General features: G+C 72.0%; 17 protein-coding genes. 12 read left to right on the forward strand and 5 right to left on the reverse strand.

What is annotated here, in order from left to right; translation table 11 throughout:
- Positions 1–48 precede the first annotated feature (48 nt).
- From QE370_RS16110 to QE370_RS16120, 3 genes are all read left to right on the forward strand, one after another.
- Positions 49–1,065 (forward strand): LLM class flavin-dependent oxidoreductase, encoded by a 1,017-nt coding sequence (locus QE370_RS16110; RefSeq protein ID WP_067856219.1) that lies wholly within the window; start codon positions 49–51, stop codon positions 1,063–1,065.
- Between the two features lie 786 nt (positions 1,066–1,851).
- Positions 1,852–2,904 carry an N-acetyltransferase gene (locus tag QE370_RS16115; protein WP_253022147.1) on the forward strand — a complete coding sequence of 351 codons (1,053 nt, stop codon included), beginning with the start codon at positions 1,852–1,854 and terminating at the stop codon, positions 2,902–2,904.
- 88 nt (positions 2,905–2,992) lie between these two features.
- Positions 2,993–3,439, forward strand: coding sequence for an OsmC family peroxiredoxin (locus QE370_RS16120; RefSeq protein WP_253022145.1), 447 nt, complete (start codon positions 2,993–2,995; stop codon positions 3,437–3,439).
- A gap of 6 nt (positions 3,440–3,445) precedes the next feature.
- Here QE370_RS16120 and QE370_RS16125 read toward each other — a convergent pair whose 3' ends face one another.
- Complete coding sequence (locus QE370_RS16125; RefSeq protein ID WP_309634959.1) at positions 3,446–4,714, reverse strand: glutaminase; 1,269 nt, start codon at positions 4,712–4,714, stop codon at positions 3,446–3,448.
- A 109-nt stretch (positions 4,715–4,823) separates the two neighbouring features.
- Between QE370_RS16125 and QE370_RS16130 the strand changes: the two genes are divergently transcribed.
- The 6 genes from QE370_RS16130 to QE370_RS16155 all read left to right on the forward strand — a co-directional run bounded on the left by QE370_RS16130 (position 4,824) and on the right by QE370_RS16155 (position 12,660).
- A complete protein-coding gene (locus tag QE370_RS16130; RefSeq protein ID WP_253022140.1) occupies positions 4,824–5,150 on the forward strand; it encodes a hypothetical protein in 327 nt (108 codons plus the stop codon).
- 71 nt (positions 5,151–5,221) lie between these two features.
- Positions 5,222–6,286, forward strand: coding sequence for a winged helix DNA-binding domain-containing protein (locus tag QE370_RS16135; protein ID WP_309634960.1), 1,065 nt, complete (start codon positions 5,222–5,224; stop codon positions 6,284–6,286).
- Positions 6,287–6,491: 205 nt separating this feature from the next.
- On the forward strand, positions 6,492–10,346 hold the full coding sequence (locus QE370_RS16140; protein ID WP_309634961.1) for a multifunctional oxoglutarate decarboxylase/oxoglutarate dehydrogenase thiamine pyrophosphate-binding subunit/dihydrolipoyllysine-residue succinyltransferase subunit: 3,855 nt from the start codon (positions 6,492–6,494) through the stop codon (positions 10,344–10,346).
- A gap of 3 nt (positions 10,347–10,349) precedes the next feature.
- Positions 10,350–10,532 carry a DUF6104 family protein gene (locus QE370_RS16145; RefSeq protein WP_067856197.1) on the forward strand — a complete coding sequence of 61 codons (183 nt, stop codon included), beginning with the start codon at positions 10,350–10,352 and terminating at the stop codon, positions 10,530–10,532.
- Positions 10,533–10,805: 273 nt separating this feature from the next.
- Positions 10,806–11,534 (forward strand): AAA family ATPase, encoded by a 729-nt coding sequence (locus tag QE370_RS16150; RefSeq protein ID WP_309634962.1) that lies wholly within the window; start codon positions 10,806–10,808, stop codon positions 11,532–11,534.
- On the forward strand, positions 11,527–12,660 hold the full coding sequence (locus QE370_RS16155) for an SLC13 family permease (protein WP_309634963.1): 1,134 nt from the start codon (positions 11,527–11,529) through the stop codon (positions 12,658–12,660). Before QE370_RS16150 ends, QE370_RS16155 begins: the two co-directional genes overlap by 8 nt.
- Positions 12,661–12,681: 21 nt before the next feature.
- Here the strand turns inward: QE370_RS16155 and QE370_RS16160 are convergent, their stop codons facing one another.
- The 3 genes from QE370_RS16160 to QE370_RS16170 all read right to left on the reverse strand — a co-directional run bounded on the left by QE370_RS16160 (position 12,682) and on the right by QE370_RS16170 (position 15,505).
- On the reverse strand, positions 12,682–13,650 hold the full coding sequence (locus tag QE370_RS16160; RefSeq protein WP_253022127.1) for a zinc-binding dehydrogenase: 969 nt from the start codon (positions 13,648–13,650) through the stop codon (positions 12,682–12,684).
- 75 nt (positions 13,651–13,725) lie between these two features.
- Positions 13,726–14,928, reverse strand: coding sequence for an NADP-dependent malic enzyme (locus tag QE370_RS16165; protein WP_253022125.1), 1,203 nt, complete (start codon positions 14,926–14,928; stop codon positions 13,726–13,728).
- A 142-nt stretch (positions 14,929–15,070) separates the two neighbouring features.
- Complete coding sequence (locus QE370_RS16170) at positions 15,071–15,505, reverse strand: hypothetical protein (RefSeq protein WP_253022124.1); 435 nt, start codon at positions 15,503–15,505, stop codon at positions 15,071–15,073.
- 209 nt (positions 15,506–15,714) lie between these two features.
- On the opposite strand from QE370_RS16170, the gene QE370_RS16175 reads away from it, so the two are divergent.
- The gene (locus QE370_RS16175; RefSeq protein ID WP_067856180.1) at positions 15,715–15,966 is read left to right on the forward strand and encodes a WhiB family transcriptional regulator; all 252 of its coding nucleotides are present in this window, start codon (positions 15,715–15,717) and stop codon (positions 15,964–15,966) included.
- 114 nt (positions 15,967–16,080) lie between these two features.
- Here the strand turns inward: QE370_RS16175 and QE370_RS16180 are convergent, their stop codons facing one another.
- The gene (locus tag QE370_RS16180) at positions 16,081–17,526 is read right to left on the reverse strand and encodes a sensor histidine kinase (RefSeq protein ID WP_309634964.1); all 1,446 of its coding nucleotides are present in this window, start codon (positions 17,524–17,526) and stop codon (positions 16,081–16,083) included.
- 56 nt (positions 17,527–17,582) lie between these two features.
- Between QE370_RS16180 and QE370_RS16185 the strand changes: the two genes are divergently transcribed.
- On the forward strand, positions 17,583–18,539 hold the full coding sequence (locus tag QE370_RS16185) for a DUF2785 domain-containing protein (protein ID WP_083516588.1): 957 nt from the start codon (positions 17,583–17,585) through the stop codon (positions 18,537–18,539).
- A 10-nt stretch (positions 18,540–18,549) separates the two neighbouring features.
- Positions 18,550–20,334 (forward strand): acetolactate synthase, encoded by a 1,785-nt coding sequence (locus tag QE370_RS16190; RefSeq protein WP_309634965.1) that lies wholly within the window; start codon positions 18,550–18,552, stop codon positions 20,332–20,334.
- The last annotated feature ends 40 nt before the right edge of the window (positions 20,335–20,374 follow it).

The raw sequence follows: 20,374 nt of genomic DNA on the forward strand, positions 1-20,374 counted from the left end.
CACCCTGAGGACGGGAATGCGCCACCCTCGTGTTGCCTTGACGCAGACATGAAGAACATCGGGTTCCTGTCGTTCGGGCACTGGTCGGACTCGCCGCACTCGGCGACCCGCAGCGCCTCGGACGTGCTGCACCAGTCGATCGAGCTCGCCGAGGCGGTGGAGGACCTCGGCGGTGACGGCGCGTACTACCGCGTGCACCACTTCGCGCAGCAGCTCGCGTCGCCGTTCCCGCTGCTGGCCGCGGTCGGCGCCCGGACCAGCCGCATCGAGATCGGCACGGGCGTGATCGACATGAGGTACGAGAACCCCCTTTACATGGCCGAGGACGCCGGCGCCGCCGACCTCATCAGCGACGGACGGCTGCAGCTCGGCATCAGCCGCGGATCACCGGAGCAGGTGATCGACGGCTACCGCTACTTCGGGTACGCCCCGAGCGAGGGCCAGAGCGACGCCGACCTCGCCCGCCAGCACACCCAGGTGCTCCTCGAGGTGCTGAAGGGTCAAGGGTTCGCGGAGCCGAACCCGCGACCGATGTTCCCGAACCCGCCGGGCAGGCTGCGCCTCGAGCCGCACTCCCCCGGGCTGCGTGACCGCATCTGGTGGGGCGCCGGCACCCGCGCCACCGCGGAGTGGACCGCGGAGCAGGGCATGAACCTCATGAGCTCCACCCTGCTCACCGAGGACACCGGCGTCCCGTTCCACGAGCTCCAGGCCGAGCAGATCCAGCGCTTCCGCGACGCGTGGAAGGCCGCCGGCCACGAGCGCGAGCCGCGCGTGTCCGTCAGCCGCAGCATCTTCGCCCTCGTCGACGACCGCGACCGCGCCTACTTCGGCGGCTCGGGCGGCGACGACCAGGTCGGCTTCCTCGAGGGCGGCCGCGCCCGCTTCGGCCGCACCTACGCGGCCGAGCCCGACCAGCTCGTCGAGCAGCTGCGCGAGGACACCGCCGTCGCGGCCGCCGACACCCTCCTCCTCACCGTCCCCAACCAGCTCGGTGTCGAGTACAACGCCCACGTCGTCGAGAGCATCCTGAAGCACGTCGCGCCGGAGCTGGGCTGGCGCTGAGCGGGATCGTCGTGGCGGTCGCGTCCTCCCGGTGACGGGCCTCGTGGGGCGTGGGTGGGGTGGCGTGTGGTGCCGGTGCGCTGCCTGCGGGAGTTCTGATCTTGCCGCTGCGCTGCCGCAGGGGGTCTGGGTTCGGTGGTGCGCTGCCGCAGGGGGTCTCCACCTGCTGGTGCGCTGCCTCGGCTGGCGTTGGGGTGGCCTCCGAAAGGGCCTCGACCGGGCGGCTGGCGACGGCGCTGGTCTGGGGTCTCGGGCTGTGGCTTGGGCACGGAGTGGGCCCAAGATTCTGCGTCCGCGACGGGATCCCCTCGTGAACGCAGAAGCGCTCGAGCTCGGGTACGCGAACGCAGAGACTTACACGCCGGCAGCCCGCTATCGGTGGATCTGCAGCCGCAGAACGGTTCCTGCGGTTGCAGATCCACCGATAGGACGCGCGAACGCAGAGCGGTGGATCAAGAACGCAGAAACGAAGAATCGTGCGTCGCCCCGAGGCCGAAGCCAGACCCCGCGACCCCAAGCCGCCCACAGGCCCGTTGCCGGTCGAGGCCCCTTTCGGAGACCACCCCCAGCGAAGGCCGAGGCAGCGCACCAGCAACCACAAGTCTCCTGCGGCGACGCACCAGCAACGCGAGAACCCCGCAGGCACCGCACCAGCGGGACGAGAGCCCCGCAGGCACCGCACCAGCACGACCAGCGCCCCGCAGCCACCCCACCAGCAGCCCAAGACCCCCACCTCCACCAGGGCCGACGCGCGCGAGACGGCGGAGGTGGGAGACTCGTGACCCGATGAGCCCAGCAGACGAGACCGCCCCGACCGAGATCGACGTCCCCGACCTGCCCGGCCCCTGGACCGCGCGCGTCCCTACCTACGGTGACGTCGACGCCCTCGTGCGCCTGCGCCACCTCGACGAGCTGCAGGGCACGGGCGAGGCGCACGTCGACCCCGCCGGCATCGAGAACGAGGTGGCTGGGCAGGCGTCGTGGACGCGACGTCAGCTCGTGGCCGTCGGCGACGACGACGTGCCCGTCGCCTGGATCACCGTCCACGACCGCGCGGCGGGACGGGCCCTCGTGTGGGGCTACTTCGACCGCGACGTCGCCGAGGTCGACGAGATCGCCCGCGTGCTCTACGCGTGGGCGGAGGAGGTGGCGGTCCTCATGGCGCGCATCCGCGGCATCGACGCGACCCGCCTCGACGAGAGCCCCTTCGCCGACGACACCCGCCAGGCCGGCTGGCTCGAGCACGCCGGCTACGCCAAGCGGCGCACGTGGCTGCACATGGAGCGGCCCGTGAGCGACGGCGACGCCGACCTCGAGCCCCGCGAGGGCGTGCTCGTACGCACGGTCGAGAAGCACGAGAACGGGTTCCCGGTCGCGTCGGACCTGCAGACGGTGCACCACATGCTCGAGACGTCCTTCGAGGACCACTTCAACAACTACCGCGAGTCCTTCCCCGAGTTCGTGCAGCGCATGCGCGAGGAGCCCGGGCACCGCTGGGACCAGTGGTGGCTGGCGTACGTCACCGACGACAGCGCCGAAGGAGGGGGCGAGCAGGTGCCGGCGGGCACCGTCGTGTGCTCCGTGCTGCCCGGCAAGCACGGCGGACCGGAGGGCACCTACGTCGAGTACATCGGCGTCAACCGGCACGCCCGCGGACGAGGTGTCGCGAAGTCCCTCCTCGCCGCGGTCATCAGCGACGCCGCCCGACGCGGCCGCAACCGCGTCGGCCTGGAGGTCGACGCCGACTCCCCCACGTCGGCCGACCAGCTCTACCTGTCGATGGGCTGGGAGACCGACTACGTGACCGACTCCTGGTTCAAGGACCTCACGCTCGACTGACGTGGCCCCGCTGCACGAATCAGGTTGCGGGACCTCCTCACGCTCGTAGCGTCGGTGGTACACATCCCACCCACCGGCAGGAGACACCATGCCCACTCGCACTGCTCGCACCGCCTGGGACGGCGGCTTCGAGGACGGAACCGGTCAGGTCGAGCTCACCAGCTCCGGTCTCGGCACGTTCGAGATGTCCTTCCCCAAGCGCTCGTCCGAGGACGGCGGTGGCGTCACCAACCCCGAGGAGCTCCTCGGCGCGGCACACTCCGCCTGCTACACGATGCAGCTGACCGCCGTCCTCGAGAAGAACGGCGGCACGGTCCGCTCCATCGAGACGAAGGCCGACGTCTCGCTCGGCAAGGACGACGCCGACGGCGGCTTCAAGATCCACACGATCGCGCTGACCGTGCGCGGCGAGGTCGAGGGCGTCGACGACGCCACCTTCCAGCAGGCTGCCGAGGAGGCGAAGACCGGCTGCCCGCTCAGCAAGGCGCTCGCCTCGGTCGACCAGATCACCCTCGACGCGACGCTGGAGAGCTGAGCCCGCTCACTCCCCCACGGCGGCGGCTGCGTCCTCGAACACCTCGGGGACGTAGCCGTCGCCCGCGTCGGGCCCCTGCCCGTCGCCGCCGAGCACCGCGGACGGGTCGACGAGACGCACGTCGTGCCCGTCGAGGTGCAGCCGGCGCACTCCCTCCAGCAGCATGCGCCGCGCGACGTCGTTGACCCGGTGCACCCGCTCGAGGTCGAGCACCACGGGCTCCTCTCCCTCCGGCTCCTCCTCGAGGCTGCGCAGCACGCGCTCGGCCTCGACGAAGCGCAGGTCGCCGGCGACCTCGTGCACCGCCACGTGCGACGCTCCGCGCTCGACCCGCCGCACCACCGAGCGCGCGACGTCCGAGACCTCCATCAGGTGCAGCCCCATGTCGCGCGACAACCGCTCGAAGACGCGCACGCCCCGCGCGCTGTTGCCGTGCCGGTCGAGGCGCGGGGAGAAGACAGCGATGCCGACCTGGCCCGGCAGGACGCCGATCAGCCCGCCGGCCACGCCGCTCTTGGCCGGGATGCCGACCGTCGTGAGCCAGTCGCCGGCGGCGTCGTACATGCCGCAGGTGGCCATGACGCTCAGCACCTGGCGCGCCACCTGCGGCTCGAGCAGCTGCTCCCCGTCGGGCGCGCGGCCCTGCCCCGCGAGCACCGCGGCCATGCGTGCGAGGTCGCGGACGGTGACCGACACGGCGCACTGGCGCGTGTAGCCACGCACGACGTCCGGCGGGTCCCCCTCGAGCGTGCCGACGGTGCGCAGCATGTAGGCGATCGCCATGTTGCGGTCGGCGGTGCCGAGCTCGGACTCGAACACCGCCTCGTCGACGTCGAGCTCGCGCCCGGCGAGCCGGGAGTAGAAGGAGCGCACCCGCTCGAAGCGCTCGTCGGAGCCAGGACCCTCCACCAGGGCGTACGCCGCGATCGCGCCCGCGTTGATCATCGGGTTGCGGGGACGCCCCGAGCCACGCTCCAGCGAGATCTCGTTGAACGCGTCGCCCGACGGCTCGACGTCGATCTTCTCGACGACGGCGTCCAGGCCCTGGTCGGCGATGGCCAACGCGTACGTGAACGGCTTGGAGATCGACTGGATGGAGAACGCGACGTCGGCGTCGCCGGCCGTGGCCACCACGCCGTCGAGCGTGGCCACGGCGATCGCCAGCCGGTCGGGGTCGGCCCGCGCGAGCTCGGCGATGTAGTCGGCGACCTCGCCGTCGTCGCCACCGCACTCGTCGAGCACCTGGGCGAGGTAGTCCGGGATCGGGGTGCGCATGCGCCGATGCTGCCACGCAGCGGGCGGGTCGCTGGCGTCGGACGGGCCGCTCGGCCTAGCGTCGGTGGCGGGCGGGGAGCGGCCTCGTCGTCGACCAGGAGGGGATCCCGTGCACGCACCGCGCAGCACCACCGTCACGACCACGCAGGACGCCGAGCGGACGTTCGCCGCCCTCACGGCGCTTGCGTCCGCGCCGCCCTTCACCGAGGTCGCCCGCGACGACGCGTCGCGCACCGTCGGCTTCACCAGCGGCAAGACGGCGTTCTCGTGGGGCCACGAGTACGTCGCGACGGTGACCTCCACCGACGCCGGGGCGTCCGTCGAGATCACCGCCGGAGGCTTCGACGACAAGCCCAAGGCCCTCCTCGACGGCCGCAAGAACGTCAAGGCCGCGGGAAAGGTGGCGCAGACGCTGCAGGACGCGCTCGGTTCCTGAGACTGCGGTCGCCGGCGAGGCACCCTGCACGGACGAGCGGTCCTGTCCGTGCAGGGTGGGAGCATCATCAGGTGCACCAGTCACTCGCGCCGTACCGGCTGCGGTCCCAGCGTCTCGCAGGCACGCCGCTCGCCGACGCCACGGCGGTGGTCCGCCACCTCGGGGCGGTGCAGTCCCAGGAGCACACCACGGTGCCGTGGAGCATCGCCCGCCGCTGCGGCACCCCTCCCCTCGCCGGCGTCCTCGACGCGCTCCGCGCCGGCGGGGTCGTCCGGACGCACGTCCTGCGCACCACCTGGCACCACGTGTACGTCGACGACCTCCCTCGTGTGGTCGCCGCGACCAGCGACCGCGTCATGGGCCAGCTGCTGCCCCACGTCCGGCGCCAAGGCCTCGAGGAGTCGGCTCTGGCCAAGGCCAGCGAGGTGGTCGTGGAGGCGGTCCGCGACGCTCCGGGGTGCACCCGCGACGACGTCGCCGCCCGCCTGGACGACGCAGGAACGCCGTTCGGCGGCGACCTCCTGGCCCACGTCGTCATGGCCGCCGAGCTCCGCGGCGAGGTGGCCGGAGGCCGTGACCCCGGCGGTCCGCACCGCTACCAGCCCCTCCGGCTCGCGCCCAGCACGGCGGGCGTCGACGCCGACCGGGCGTGGCTCGCCTCCACCTACGACCGCGGGCACGGCCCCTTCACACCGGCCGACCTCGCGTGGTGGTCGAGCCTCACCCTCACCCAGGCTCGTCGAGCGATCGCCGACGCCGGGCTGCACGAGGTCGAGCTCGAGGGCCGACGGCTCTGGTCGCAGCACCCGCTGGACGAGCTGCGCGACTCCCGCGCCGACGTGCCCGCCGTGCTGCTGCTCTCGCAGTTCGACGAGCTCGTCTCCTACGCGCGCGACGCCGAGCTCCGCGCGGAGGTCGGCGCGCGGTACACCGCGACGATGTCCGGGGCGGGTCTCCTGGTGCTCGACGGACGACTCGCCGGCCACTGGAGCCGCTCCGTGCGCGCCGGCACCCTCACCGTCGTCGTGCACACCGACGCCGCCCTCTCCCGCCGCCACCGGTCCTCGCTCGACCACGAGGGCGCGGCGCTCGCCGCCTTCCACGGCCTGTCGGACGTCGTCGTCACCGTCGCGTGAGGCTGCCGCGCCCCCACTTCACCGCGCACGCTCGACCACCCCGATCGACGCGATCGCGGTGCGACGAGGATCACCCCGTGGGACGGTGGGAGACACGGCTCCAGGCAGGGCGAACCGGACGTCGAGCGTCCGGGTCAGCGCGCTAGTCTTGAGTCGCACCGTGTCCAAGTGCGCAGGGAACCAACCGGAAGAGGCGATCGAGGCCGTGGCCGAGTCCTCACATGACCCGTCAACCCCCGACTTCGGGACGAACCAGTGGCTCGTCGAGGAGATGTACGACCAGTACAAGGCGGACCCCGCCTCCCTCGACCCGACCTGGGTGACGTTCTTCGAGGAGGGTGACGGCGCGGCGCTCCTGCGGGGCAACGGCACCGCCCCCTCCACGAACGGGGCTGCGCGCAACGGCACGTCCACGAACGGCACGTCCACGAACGGCACTGGGCCGGCAGCCGCCAAGGTCGCCGAGAAGCCCGAGGCCGCCCCCGCGAAGACCCCGGAGAAGAAGCCGGAGCCTGCCGCACCGGCACCTGCTGCCAAGGCGGCCCCCGCGCAGCAGGCCGCGCCGAAGAAGGCCGAGCCCGCGCCCGCGAAGCCCGCGCAGAGCAAGGCCCCGGAGAAGAAGCCGCAGGCGGCTCGTCCCGCGACGCGCTCCACCGACCCGAAGTCGACGTCGGCCGCGCCCCAGCCCTCGGGTCCGGGCGAGGTCGAGCGCGTGCCGCTCAAGGGCGCCCCCGCGCGCACCGCTGCCAACATGGACGCCAGCCTCGAGGTCCCCACCGCCACGAGCGTGCGCTCGGTGCCGGTCAAGCTGCTGTTCGACAACCGCATCGTCATCAACAACCACCTCGCCCGCGCTCGCGGCGGCAAGGTGTCGTTCACCCACCTCATCGGCTACGCCGTCGTGAAGGCCCTCACGGCGATGCCGGAGATGAACACCGGCTACGACACCGACGAGAAGGGCAAGCCGGTCCAGCTGAAGCCCGAGCACGTCAACTTCGGCCTCGCGATCGACACGAAGAACGCCAAGGGCGAGCGCCAGCTCCTCGTGCCGTCCATCAAGGCCGCCGAGACCATGAACTTCGCCCAGTTCTGGCAGGCGTACGAGGCGATGGTCAAGAAGGCCCGCGACGGCAAGCTCGAGGTCTCCGACTTCCAGGGCACCACCGCCAGCCTCACCAACCCCGGAGGCATCGGCACCAACCACTCCGTCCCGCGGCTCATGAAGGGCCAGGGCGTCATCGTCGGCGTCGGCTCCATGGAGTACCCGCCGGAGTTCCAGGGCGCGTCCGAGCACACCATCGCCCACCTCGCCGTCAGCAAGATGATGACGCTGACCTCGACCTACGACCACCGCGTCATCCAGGGTGCGCAGTCGGGCGAGTTCCTGCGTCGGATCCACCAGCTGCTCCTCGGCGAGGAGGGCTTCTACGACGAGATCTTCCAGGCGCTGCGGATCCCCTACGAGCCGATCCGCTGGGCCCAGGACATCGCCGTCAGCCACGACGACGAGGTGCACCGCCAGGCGCGCGTGCTCGAGCTGATCCACGCCTTCCGCGTGCGCGGCCACCTCATGGCCGACACCAACCCGCTCGAGTACCGCCAGCGCAGCCACCCCGACCTCGACACCGCGTCGCACGGCCTGACCCTCTGGGACCTCGACCGCGAGTTCGCCACCGGCTCGTTCGCGAGCGGCACGGGCAAGCGCTTCATGAAGCTGCGCGAGATCCTCGGCGTCCTGCGCGACTCCTACTGCCGCTCCATCGGCCTGGAGTACATGCACATCCAGGACCCGGGCGAGCGTCAGTGGCTGCAGGACCGCATTGAGGTGGGCCACACGAAGCCCCCGCGCGAGGAGCAGCTGCGCATCCTGCTCAAGCTGAACCAGGCCGAGGCGTTCGAGACCTTCCTGCAGACGAAGTTCGTCGGCCAGAAGCGCTTCAGCCTCGAGGGCGGCGAGACGACCATCCCGCTGCTCGACGAGATCTGCGAGGAGGCAGCCGCCGACGGCCTCGAGGAGGTCTGCATCGGCATGGCCCACCGCGGCCGCCTCAACGTCCTCGTCAACATCGCGGGCAAGAGCGCCGGCACGGTGTTCCGCGAGTTCGAGGGCAACATCGACCCCCGCACGGTGCAGGGCTCCGGCGACGTCAAGTACCACCTGGGCGTCGAGGGCGAGTTCCGCTCCGAGCACGGCGACACGATCAAGGTGTCGGTGGCCGCCAACCCGTCGCACCTCGAGGTCGTCGACCCGGTGCTGGAGGGCATCACCCGCGCGAAGCAGGACCGTCTCAACCGCGGCGCCGAGTTCCCGGTGCTGCCGGTCCTCGTGCACGGCGACGCCGCGTTCGCCGGCCAGGGTGTCGTCGCGGAGACGCTCAACCTGTCGCAGCTGCGCGGCTACCGCACGGGCGGCACGATCCACGTGATCGTCAACAACCAGGTCGGTTTCACGACGAGCCCGTCGTCGTCGCGCTCCTCGACCTACTGCACCGACGTCGCCCGCATGGTCCAGGCGCCGATCCTGCACGTGAACGGTGACGACCCGGAGGCGTGCATCCGCGTCGCCGACCTCGCCTACGAGTACCGCAAGACGTTCAACAAGGACGTCGTGATCGACCTGGTCTGCTACCGCCGCCGCGGCCACAACGAGGGCGACGACCCGTCGTTCACGCAGCCGCTGATGTACGACACGATCAACGCGAAGAAGTCGGTGCGCAAGCTCTACACCGAGGCCCTCGTGGGTCGTGGCGACATCACCATCGAGGAGGCCGAGGCCGCCCTCGCGGACTACCAGTCCCAGCTCGAGCGCAACTTCGCCGACGTCAAGGAGGCCACCTCCTCCGACGCCGACTACACGCGCACCCCGGACTACCCCGAGAAGCCCGAGCAGGAGGGCGCGCTCGAGACGGCCGTGTCCCCCGAGGTCATGAAGGCCGTGTCGTCGGCCTACACGTCCGTGCCGGACGGCTTCACGGTCCACCCGAAGGTGCTCCCCCAGCTGCAGCGTCGCGCCCAGTCCATCGAGACGGGCCCGATCGACTGGGGCACGGGCGAGATCATCGCGTTCGGGTCGCTGCTGCTCGAGGGTCGCCCCGTGCGCCTCGCCGGCCAGGACTCGCGGCGTGGCACGTTCTCCTCGCGCTTCGCGACGATCATCGACCGCAACAACGGCAGCGAGTGGACCCCGCTGTCGCACGTCGGCGACGAGCAGGCGACGTTCTACATCTACGACTCGCTGCTCAGCGAGTACGCCGCGCTCGGCTTCGAGTACGGCTACTCGGTGGCGCGTCCCGAGGCGCTCACCCTGTGGGAGGCGCAGTTCGGCGACTTCGTCAACGGCGCCCAGTCGGTCATCGACGAGTACATCTCCTCCGGTGAGACGAAGTGGGGCCAGAAGTCCGGCGTCGTGCTGCTCCTGCCCCACGGCTACGAGGGCCAGGGGCCGGACCACTCGTCGGCGCGCATCGAGCGGTTCCTGCAGCTCGCCGCGAACGACGAGATGACGATCGCCCAGCCGTCGACGTCGGCGTCGTACTTCCACCTGCTGCGTCGGCACACGCTGGAGGGCCAGCACCGTCCGCTCATCGTGTTCACGCCCAAGCAGCTGCTGCGTCGCAAGAGCGCGGCGTCGCAGCCGGACGAGTTCACGTCGGGCCAGTGGCGTCCGGTGATCGGCGACGACTCCGTCGACGCCGAGAAGGTCGACACGGTGCTGCTGTGCTCGGGCCGGATCGCGCACGACCTGTTCGACGAGCGCGCGAAGCGTGAGGGCGACGACCCGACGACGGCGATCGTCCGCCTCGAGCAGCTGTACCCGCGCCCGGTCGAGCAGATCAAGACCGAGCTCGCCCGCTTCAGCGGCGTGAAGAACGTCCGCTGGGTGCAGGACGAGCCCGCGAACCAGGGTCCGTGGCCCGACGCCGCGCTGCACTACCCCGACGCCGTGGCGTCCGGTGCGCTGACGCTCGTGTCGCGCCCGGCGTCGTCGACGACGGCGGTGGGCTCGAAGTCGCGGCACGACGCCGAGCAGCGCGAGCTGATGGACGCGGCGTTCGCCTGAGCCGTGTACTTCACCGACCGAGGCATCGAGGAGCTGGCGGCCCGCCGCGGCGAGGAGGAGATCTCCTTCGCGTGGCTGGCCGACCGGCTCGTCGAGTTCGTCGACCTGCACCCCGACTTCGAGGTGCCGGTCGAACGGCTGGCCACCTGGCTCGCCCGCCTCGACGACGATGATGACGATCTCTGAGCGAGCTTTGCGAGCGAACGAGATCGGCAGGTCGAGTAGTGCACGCCGAAGGCGTCGGTCTGTATCGAGACCTGGCGAGCGTCCAGACCTCATCACCCCTGAGTAGGAACCGCTGAGCCGCTGCCGAGTGGTCTCGCTCCATCGCGGCTACGCCCCTGCTGCGATGGCTCCACAGCCCGCACACGCTCGTCCCTCACGGCTCCGCACTACTCGACCACCGGAGGCGGCAGGCGTGCCGCTGCTCCTGTCCTCCCCCACTGCCACACTGTCCCGGTGAGGTTCGACCAGCCGCCCGTCGTCCGGGTGATCCCGGAGCGTGCGGACGGTCTCGACCCCTGGCTCGCCGACGTCCCCGCCGTCCAGCAGGTGCTGCGCGACGGCCTCGACCTTGCGCCCGGGGTCACGTTCCTCGTCGGTGAGAACGGGGCCGGGAAGTCGACGATCGTCGAGGCGGTGGCGATCGCCTACGGGTTGTCGCCGGAAGGAGGCAGCCCGCACGGGCAGCACAGCTCACGCCCGAGCGAGTCCGCCCTGCACACGGCGCTGACCCTCCAGCGGGGCGTCGGGAGCGGGCGGTGGGGCTTCTTCCTGCGCGCCGAGACGATGCACGGCTGGTACACGTACCAGGAGGGCGTCGGCGGGCCCGACCTGCACGCGATGAGCCACGGCGAGTCCTTCCTGGAGGTGCTGCGCCGTCGCTTCGACTCCCCTGGCTTCTACTGCCTCGACGAGCCGGAGGCGGCGCTGTCGTTCTCGTCCAGCCTGGCGCTGCTGCGCACCCTTCACGACATCGCGGCCACGGGGGGTCAGGTGCTGTGCGCGACCCACTCCCCCGTCGTCGCGTCGTTGCCCGGTGCCCGGATCCTGGAGGTCGGTCCGTGGGGGCTGCGAGAGACGAGCTGGGAGTCGCTGGACCTCGTCACCCACTGGCGCGCCTACCTCGAGGCACCGGGACGCTACCTGCGGCACGTGCTCGCCGACGACCGGGACGACGATGCCTGAGCGCGGGGTCGCGGCGCGGGTCCGGCACCTGCTGACGGCCAACCCCTTCCTCACCGCGACGGCCGTCGCGGCCGCCTTGACCTGCCTGCTCGTGCCGCCCAGCGCGGAGTACCTGCACTATCCGGAGTACCGCACGCTCGTGGGGCTGTGGTGCTTCCTGACGGTCATCAGCGCGCTCGACCGGACGCACCTCGTCACCGCCGCGGCGGAGGGTGTCGTCGGGGTCCTGCGTGGTCGACGGACGCTGGTCGTCGGGCTCGTCCTGCTGACCGCGCTCGGGTCGATGCTCATCACCAACGACATGGCGCTGCTGACCTTCCTCCCGCTGTCCGCGCTGGCCCTGCGCGCGACGGGCGACGAGCAGCACCTCGCGTACGTCTTCGTGCTGCAGACCGTCGCGGCGAACCTCGGCGGCATGATCACGCCGTTCGGCAGCCCGCAGAACCTGTTCCTCTACCAGTACTTCCACCTGTCCGTGGGTCAGCTCGTCGCCGTCATGGCGATCCCGTTCGCGCTGTCGATCGCGCTGCTCGTGCTCGCGTGCCAGCGCGTCCCAGGCGGCGCCATCCGACCGGTGACCTCCCGCACGCCCGTGCGCTGGCGACCGGCGGCCGTCCATCTGGTCCTGTTCGCCGTGGCCGTCGCGCTCGTCGTGCGCGCGCTACCGGTCTGGGCGGGCCTGGTGGTCGTCGCGGTGGTGGCCGTCGTCGACCTGCAGGCGCTGCGGTCGGTCGACTACGGGCTGCTCGCGACGTTCGTGCTGTTCTTCGTCTTCGCCGGCAACCTCGAGCGCGTGCCGCAGGCCAGCGGCTTCCTGCAGCACCTGCTGCAGGAGCACGTCCTGCTGTGGAGCGTGGCCGGGAGCCAGCTGATCTCGAACGTGCCGACCGCGCTGATCTACGCGCCCTTCACCGACGACTGGCGCGCGCTCCTGCTGGGCGTCAACGTCGGCGGGGTCGGCACGGTGGTGGCGTCGCTCGCGAGCCTGATCACCCTGCGCCGCTACCAGCTGCTGCGACCCGGCGGCACCCGCGCGTTCCTCGGCCTGTTCACCGTGGTGAACGTGCTGTTCCTGGTGGTGCTGCTGGGCGCCACGAGCGCCCTGCTGGCCGCCGGCGTCCTCTGACGTCGGCGGCCGGGCGCCGGGTCAGAGGGTGAGGACGATCTTGCCGAAGACGTCGCCGTCGACGACGCGCTGCAGGCCCTGGGCGGCGTCGGCCATGGGGATCTCGCTGTCGATGAGCGGGCGCGTCCCGGTGACGTCCATGAACTGCGCGAGCGCGTGGAGCTCGTCGCGCGTGCCCATGGTGGAGCCGTGCACGCGCATCTGCTGGAAGAAGATGCGGGTCAGCTCGGCCGCCTTCGGCGCGTCGCCCGACGTCGCGCCGGAGATGACGATCGTGCCGCCCGGACGCATCGACTTGACCGAGTGCGACCAGGTGGCGGCGCCGACCGTCTCCATGACGGCGTCGACCTTCACCGGCAGGCGCGCCCCGGACTCGAAGACCTCGTGCGCACCGATCTCGAGGGCCTTGGCGCGCTTGTCCTCGTCGCGGCTCGTGGCTAGCACCCGGAAGCCGGCCGCGCGGGCCAACGTGATGACGGCGGTGGCGACACCGCCGCCGGCGCCCTGCACGAGGACGGTGTCGCCCTGCTTGAGCCCCGACTGCGTGAACAGCATCCGGTAGGCGGTCAGCCAGGCCGTGGGCAGGCACGCCGCCTCGCTGAACGACAGACCTGCCGGCTTCGGCACGACGTTGCGCGTGGGCACCGCGACCTTCTCGGCGAACGTGCCCTGGTGGCGCTCCGACAGCAGCGAGCGCCTGGGGTCGAGCGTCTCGTCACCGCGCCACGACGGGTCGCTGACGACGGCGTGCACGAGCACCTCGTTGCCGTCCTCGTCGTAGCCCGCCGCGTCGCAGCCGAGGATCATCGGCAGCGACTCCTCGCGCAGCCCCACGCCGCGCAGGCTCCACACGTCGTGGTGGTTGATCGACGCCGCCTTGACGGTCACCGTGGTCCAGCCGTCCGGCACCTCGGGGTCGGGACGGTCCCCGACCACCAGCCCCTCGAGCGGGTTCTCGGGGTTGATCTGACCGGCGTAGACGGCGAACATGCGACTCCTTCGAGCAGGGCGACGGCCAGGCGGAGCCCGGCCCCGGATGAGGTACCGCGTCCAGTATCGAGCGGATCAGTACGGACGGCGCGCGAGGCCCTCGCGGCGGGCGGTCTCCGTGACGGCCCGGCTGACGACGTCGGCCACCCGCGGGTCGAACGGCGACGGGATGACGTAGGACTCGCTCAGGTCGTCGCCGACGAGCTCGGCGATCGCGTGCGCGGCCGCCAGCTTCATGCCCTCGGAGATCGCCGTGGCACGCACCGCGAGAGCGCCGCGGAAGATGCCCGGGAACACCAGGACGTTGTTGATCTGGTTCGGGAAGTCCGAGCGCCCCGTGGCCACGACCCGCGCGTAGCGGTGCGCGACGTCGGGGTGCACCTCGGGGTGGGGGTTCGCCATCGCGAAGATGATCGCGTCGGGCGCCATGCGCGCGACGTCCTCCTCGGGGATGGTGCCGCCGGAGACGCCGATGAACACGTCGGCCTTCTCCAGCGCGTCGCCCACGGTGCCGGGACGCGCCCAGTCGGCGGTCTGGTCGGCGAGCCACTGCTTGACGCTGTTGAGGTCGTCGCGCCCGGGGTGGATGACGCCCTGGCGGTCGACGACGCTGATGCGGTGCACGCCGGCCGACTGCAGGATCTTCGCGATGGCCACACCGGCCGCACCGGCGCCGGAGATGACGACCTTGAGGTCCTGCATGTCGCGGTCGGTCAGGCGGACGGCGTTGATGAGCGCGGCCAGCGTGACGACGGCCGTGCCGTGCTGGTCGTCGTGGAAGACCGGGATGTCGAGCCGCTCGATGAGCCGCTGCTCGATCTCGAAGCACCGCGGGCTCGAGATGTCCTCGAGGTTCACGCCGCCGAACGTCGGCGCCATGCGCACGATCGTCTCGACGATCTCGTCGACGTCGGTCGTCGCCAGCGCGACCGGGATGGCGTCGACGCCGCCGAACTGCTTGAACAGGACGGCCTTGCCCTCCATCACCGGCATCGAGGCGGCCGGGCCGATGTCGCCGAGACCGAGCACCGCGGTGCCGTCGGTGATGACCGCCACCGTGTTGGACACCCAGGTGTAGTCGTGCGACAGGTCCGGGTCGGCGGCGATCGCCTCGCACACCCGCGCGACGCCCGGCGTGTACGACATCGACAGGTCGTCGGCGTCACGCAGCGGTACCGTCGCGGCGACCTGCATCTTCCCGCCGCGGTGCAGCGCGAACACGGGGTCGGTGGGGTCGAACGCGTCGAACGTCGAGGTGGTGGAGTCGGTGGCGACCATGGGGCGGCAGCTTCTCTCTCGCTGAGGGCGGGGGCTCACGGGGCGGACCCGGAGCAGGACGGCGTCGACGCGGCCCGCGACCGGTAGGTGCACGGCGGGCCCGCGGACACGGGAGCGCGGCAGGTGATGCCGTCGCCCATTCTCACACGGGATCGTGGCGTCCGAGCGCCTGGGTGACCGGAGGTGACAGGAGGCACACCAGCGCGACGGCCGCGCCGCCCGCCAGGGTCGGGGTGATCCACGAGGCGTCGCCGCGGAAGTTGAACGACAGCGCCAGGCACAGGAGCTGGGAGAAGACGAGGAAGCCGCGCGGCCAGGCTCGACCCCGCAACACCTGGACGACGGCCACCAGCAGCAGCACGCCGAGCGCTCCGAGGAAGACTGCGGTGCTGACGCCCAGACCCACTCGGTCGGCCTCCACCGACGCCAGCTCGAGCACCGTGATCGCCAGCAGACCAGCCGCCTGCAGCGCCACGACGACGCCGGCCACGAGCAGCAGCGTCCGGGCGCGCCCCCGGGGCGCGACAGGGTCGTCGCCGCCCTGGTCGGAGGGGGTCGGGTCGCTGGTCTCGCTCACCCCGCCAGCCTAGGACCACGCCCCGACGCCACCCGGCCCAGGACCGCGATCTCCCCTTTGGTATGACCTGTGTGACTCAACAGACATCGACCCACCGTGCTATCCCTTGTGCGACGCGCCTTTTGTTGAAACGATGAACGCGGCGCGTTGGTCTTCCCCTGGGCGGACATCCCTGCGCGCCTGCACACACAAGGGAAGGAGCTGTCGTCATGGACTGGCGCCACCACAGCGCATGTCTCGATGAGGACCCCGAGCTCTTCTTCCCCATCGGCAACACCGGCCCCGCGATCATGCAGATCGAGGAGGCGAAGGTCGTGTGTCGCCGCTGCGACGTCCGTGAGCAGTGCCTGCAGTGGGCACTCGAGTCCGGTCAGGACCATGGCGTCTGGGGAGGCATGAGCGAGGACGAGCGTCGTGCCCTCAAGCGTCGCAACGCCCGGGCGCGTATTCGCACCGCCTGAGACGTTCCACGCCGCACGCGTCCGAACCCCGTACCCGAGCCCGGGTACGGGGTTCTCGACGTCCGGGGCCCTGCGCCACCCGACTCTGTCGAGGACGAGGTCGACGTCGAGGTCTCAGAGCGTCAGCGTGATGGCGACCGTCGCGCCGCGCCCGGCGCGCGACTCGAACCCGAGCTCGCCCCCCAGCTCGCTCTCGACCAGCGTGGAGACGATCGAGAGGCCCAGGCTGCGCGTCGGGTCGAAGTCGGCCGGCAGCCCCACCCCGTCGTCGCTCACCCGCATGCGCAGCCGGTCGCGGATGCGGTTCACCGCCACCGTCACCCGACCGGCGCCGTCGGGGAACGCGTGCTCGGCGGCGTTCTGCACGAGCTCCGTCAGCACCATCGCCAACGGCGTCGCCACCTCCGCCGGCAGCAGGCCGAACGCCCCGATCCGTTCCGCCCGCACCTGAGGACCCCCGACGTCGAGCACCGACCGCAGGAGCCGGTCGGCGATGTCGTCGAACGCGACGCTCTCGTCGAACCCCTGGCTCAGCGTCTCGTGGACCAGCGCGATCGAGCCGACGCGCCGCACGGCCTCCTCGAGCGCCGCCCGCGCCTCCGGCACGTCCATGCGCCGCGCCTGCAGCCGCAGCAGCGCGGCCACCGTCTGCAGGTTGTTCTTGACCCGGTGGTGGATCTCCCGGATCGTCGCCTCCTTCGACAGCAGCTGCTTCTCCCGCAGCCGCAGGTCGGTCACGTCGCGCAGCAGCACCACGGCACCGTCGCGCTCGCCGCGACCCCGCGCGCCCTCGCGGGTCACGGGGATCACCCGCAGCAGCAGCGTCGCCTCCGCTCCGACCACCTCGGCCTCCGCCGGCGCCATGCCCCCCAACGCCGCCGCCGTGCTCAGGTCGGTCGGCGTGCGGCCGACGCACGCGGCCGTCACCTCGGCGAGGTCGACGTCCTGCAGGTCGCCGTGCAGGCCCAGACGACGGTAGGCCGAGAGGGCGTTCGGGCTCGCGTACTCGACCGTGCCGTCGGCGCGCGTCCGGATGAACCCGTCGCCGACCCGCAGCGAGTCGGCCAGGTCGGAGCGGCTGCCCGGTGTCGGGAACTCGCCACGCGCGACCATGGCGACCAGGGCCTCCGCGCACGCCCGGTACGTCACCTCGAGGTGGCTCGTGGCCCGCGCGTCGCGGCCGCTGCGCACCGCCAGCACCGCGATCGTGTCCGGGCCCCGCCGCACCGGCACCAGCCGCACCCGCAGCCCGTCGCCGACCGCCGGGTCGTCGTCGTCCTGCGCCCCCGCGCCCGCCAGCACCCGGCCCGCCGCCGGGGAGCGCTCCGCGGGCACGAACGTGCCCGTCACGTCCTCCAGCAGCGTCGTCGCGCCCGTCGTCGGACGGATCTGCGCCACCGCCCACAGCCCCTTCGACTCCGCGTCGGGGACCCACAGCACCAGGTCGCCGAACGACAGGTCGGCCAGGATCTGCCAGTCCGCGACGAGCGCGTGCACCCACCCGACGTCGGCGGGCGCGAGAGCCGTCTGCGACCGGATGATGTCGTCGGGCGTCGGCACGCGCCCACCCTAGCCGCGCTACCGCCCACCAGGACCCCTCTGGCACGATGGACGAGATGTCCGAGGCGTACTGGCAGGCCGTGGTGCGGACCGGTCGACAGGTCCCGCTCGACCGCTCCCTCGACGAGTCCACCGCGGAGCTCGTCGAGATGCTCGGCCACCCGAACCCCCGGCTGCGCGAGGACCTCGCCTACCCGCTGCTCACCACGTGGATCTCCACCGGCGTGTACGACGACCTCCTCGGCGGGCTCGGCGACGGCGTCGCGCCCGGCCTGCGGTACGGGCTCGGCCACGACGGCGACGTCTCGGTCGTCCGACGCTCCTACAGCGCCCTCCTGCTCGCCGACATCGTGGGCCGCGACAACACCCTGCACGTCCTGCCGTCCTCCACCGTGCTGGGCTGGGGCGACCGCGCCACCAGCTGGTACGTGCGCGAGCTCGACCACCGCGGCTGGGTGCCCGAGCAGGGGTGGGCGCACGCCATCGCCCACGGCGCCGACCTGCTCGCCGCCCTCGCCCGCTCACGCCACTTCGACCGGCTCGAGCTGACCGTGCTGCTCGACGTGATCGCCGACCGCGTGCTCACCCCCACCTCCTACGTCTGGCGCCACGGGGAGGACGACCGCCTCGCCTACGCGGTCATGACCGCGCTGCACCGCAACGCGCTCGACCCGAGCATCGTCGAGCCATGGCTCGCCCGCCTCGGTGCCGGCGTGCGCGCACCCCGCACCCGCGGCCACCTCGACGACGAGTGGCCCTCCCCGACCGCCAAGAACACCTCGTCGTTCCTGCGCGCCCTGCACCTGCAGCTCGCCCTCGGCGTGCAAGGTCGCGCCGACCTGCGCGGCGACGCCGAGCTGTTCGCGGAGCAGCCCGCCCACCGCGCCGACCTCCTCCTCGCCGTCCTCGACCAGATCCGCGGCGAGAGCCCCTGGCTGTACCGGCAGACCACCCGCGCCCGCCCCCTCGACGCCCCCGACGGCCCACCGGACAACGACACCGCCGTGCAGTAGCGTGCGAGCCATGTCACAGACCGACGAGTCCGCGGCCACCCCTGACACCGACGGCGAGAGCTCCGCCCCCACCGCCCACAGCGCAGATCAGGTGCGCTCCGCGCACGGTGCAGACGATGTGCGCTCCGCGCACGGTGCAGACGATGTGCGCTCCGCGCACGGGGGAGTCCACGCGCTCGAGGTGGCCCGCGCCCACGGCGTGCAGGCCATGTTCACGCTCTCGGGCGCCCACGTGTTCCCCATGTACGACGCCGCCGTCACCGCGGCCGATCCGATGCCCATCATCGACGTGCGGCACGAGCCCACCGCCGTGTTCGCCGCCGAGGCCGTCGGCAAGCTGACCCGCACCCCGGGCCTCGCCGTGCTCACGGCCGGTCCGGGCGTCACGAACGGCGTCAGCCCGGTCGCGCAGGCCCACTTCGCCGGGTCGCCGCTCGTGGTCGTCGGCGGCCGCGCGCCGGCCGCCCGCTGGGGCATGGGCACCCTGCAGGAGCTCGACCACCCGCCGATCTTCGAGACCGTCTCGACGTGGGCGGCCACCGCGCACACCCTCGCCGACATCGCCCCCACCGTCCACGAGGCGTTCAACCGCGCCGGGTCCTCGCACCGCGGACCGACCTTCGTCGACGTCCCGATGGACGAGTTCTTCAACGCCGGGCCCCTCGGCTCCGCCACGGGTCCCGACCGGGCTCCCCTGCAGCCCGACGCCGACGACCTCACCCGCGTCGCGCGACTCCTGCAGGACGCTCGCCACCCCGTGCTCGTCCTCGGCACCGACGTCTGGGCCGACGGGGCCGAGGACGCCGCGTCGCGCTTCGCCGCCGAGACCGGCATCCCCGTCATCGCCAACGGCATGGGTCGCGGACTCCTGCCGGGCGGCCACCCCCAGCTCGTCACCAAGGCGCGCTCCGCGGCGTTCTCGGGGGCCGATCTCGTGGTCGTCGCCGGCACGCCGCTCGACTTCCGTCTCGGCTACGGCGTGTTCGGCGGCAAGGACGGCGCCACGCCTGCGCGGGTCGTCCACCTCGCCGACTCCCCCGGCCAGCTCTCGACCCACGCCGACCTCGCCGGCTCGGCCGCCGGCGACCTGACGCTCGTGCTCGACGGCATCCTCGCCGCACTGCAGTCGGCGTCCGGCTCCCGGCCGGACTGGTCGTCCTGGCTCGGCCAGCTGCAGGACCTCGTCTCCGCCGCGGCCGCGCGCGACGTCGACCTGCTCGCGTCGGCCAGCGACCCCATCCACCCGGCACGGATCTACGGCGAGCTGCTCCCCCGCCTCGCCGACGACGCCGTCGTCATCGGCGACGGCGGCGACTTCGTGTCCTTCGCCGGCAAGTTCGTCGAGCCGCAGCGACCCGGTGGCTGGCTGGACCCCGGACCCTACGGCTGCCTCGGCGCCGGCATGGGCGCCGCCATGGCGGCCCGGATCACGCGACCCTCGAGCCAGGTCGTCGTGCTGTTCGGCGACGGCGCCGCCGGCATGTCGCTCATGGACGTCGACACCCTCGTGCGCCACGACCTGCCCGTAGTCATGGTCGTCGGCAACAACTCCGCGTGGGGGCTGGAGAAGAGCCCCATGCAGATGCTCTACGGCTACGACGTCGCCGCCGACCTCGCGCCGAACACGCGCTACGACCAGGTCGTCACCGCGCTCGGCGGCGGTGGCGAGATGGTGACCGACCCGGCCCAGATCGGGCCGGCGCTCGACCGCGCGTTCGCGTCGGGCGTGCCCTACCTCGTGAACGTCATGACCGACGTGTCCGCGGAGTACCCGCGCACCACGCACGGCGTGTGAGCCACGGCCCGTCGTCGTCGCGACCGCCGGTCGGGACGAC

It is taken from the genome of Aeromicrobium sp. SORGH_AS_0981 (assembly GCF_031453195.1).
GTDB lineage: Bacteria > Actinomycetota > Actinomycetes > Propionibacteriales > Nocardioidaceae > Aeromicrobium.

Excerpts from the sequence above, each read along its gene's own strand:
- QE370_RS16110 (WP_067856219.1), top strand. The coding sequence starts at position 49 with ATGAAGAACATCGGGTTCCTGTCGTTCGGGCACTGGTCGGACTCGCCG.
- QE370_RS16115 (WP_253022147.1), top strand. The coding sequence starts at position 1,852 with ATGAGCCCAGCAGACGAGACCGCCCCGACCGAGATCGACGTCCCCGAC.
- QE370_RS16120 (WP_253022145.1), top strand. The coding sequence starts at position 2,993 with ATGCCCACTCGCACTGCTCGCACCGCCTGGGACGGCGGCTTCGAGGAC.
- QE370_RS16125 (WP_309634959.1), bottom strand. The coding sequence starts at position 4,714 with ATGCGCACCCCGATCCCGGACTACCTCGCCCAGGTGCTCGACGAGTGC.
- QE370_RS16155 (WP_309634963.1), top strand. The coding sequence starts at position 11,527 with ATGCCTGAGCGCGGGGTCGCGGCGCGGGTCCGGCACCTGCTGACGGCC.
- QE370_RS16160 (WP_253022127.1), bottom strand. The coding sequence starts at position 13,650 with ATGTTCGCCGTCTACGCCGGTCAGATCAACCCCGAGAACCCGCTCGAG.
- QE370_RS16165 (WP_253022125.1), bottom strand. The coding sequence starts at position 14,928 with ATGGTCGCCACCGACTCCACCACCTCGACGTTCGACGCGTTCGACCCC.
- QE370_RS16175 (WP_067856180.1), top strand. The coding sequence starts at position 15,715 with ATGGACTGGCGCCACCACAGCGCATGTCTCGATGAGGACCCCGAGCTC.
- QE370_RS16185 (WP_083516588.1), top strand. The coding sequence starts at position 17,583 with ATGTCCGAGGCGTACTGGCAGGCCGTGGTGCGGACCGGTCGACAGGTC.
- QE370_RS16190 (WP_309634965.1), top strand. The coding sequence starts at position 18,550 with ATGTCACAGACCGACGAGTCCGCGGCCACCCCTGACACCGACGGCGAG.